Here is a 435-nt window from a genome sequence, read left to right on the forward strand (position 1 = left end):
ATGGGCAGATTGTTTCAGAGAATTGGGGGCACAGACAACCTGAGAACGGCCCTGGGTATTTTTACTCAGCTGCGCACCCGGGCGGCCGGGGGGAAGGTAAACACCCCCTGTGATGACAAGGATAGAACGAACACCCCCTGTGATGATAAGGATATTGAACTGGCTCTGGGCAGAAACCTCCAGATCATGGGTGACGCAGACAACCTGAAAGCAGCCTTGGACATCTTTGTCCGACTGCGCACTCAGGCGGCCAGTGGGAAGGCAACCCCTCTCAGTGGGGACAAGGATATCGAACTGAGTCTCGCAGCCATTTTCATTGATACGGGAGCATGGGAGCAGTTTGATGGGCTGCAACTCGATAAACAGTTGTTTTCAGGGCCTGAAGTCTGTTTATGTTTAAGCATCCGTTACTTCCAGGAATTAATGGACGTTGAG

Annotated in this window: 1 protein-coding gene; it reads left to right on the forward strand. The window is 52.2% G+C overall.

What is annotated here, in order from left to right; translation table 11 throughout:
- Positions 1 to 435: hypothetical protein (locus E1189_RS23430; RefSeq protein WP_230460105.1), on the forward strand; the 435-nt coding region annotated here is incomplete at both ends.

The organism is Parendozoicomonas verongulae (assembly GCF_009711465.1).
Taxonomy (GTDB): Bacteria; Pseudomonadota; Gammaproteobacteria; order Pseudomonadales; family Endozoicomonadaceae; genus Sansalvadorimonas; species Sansalvadorimonas verongulae.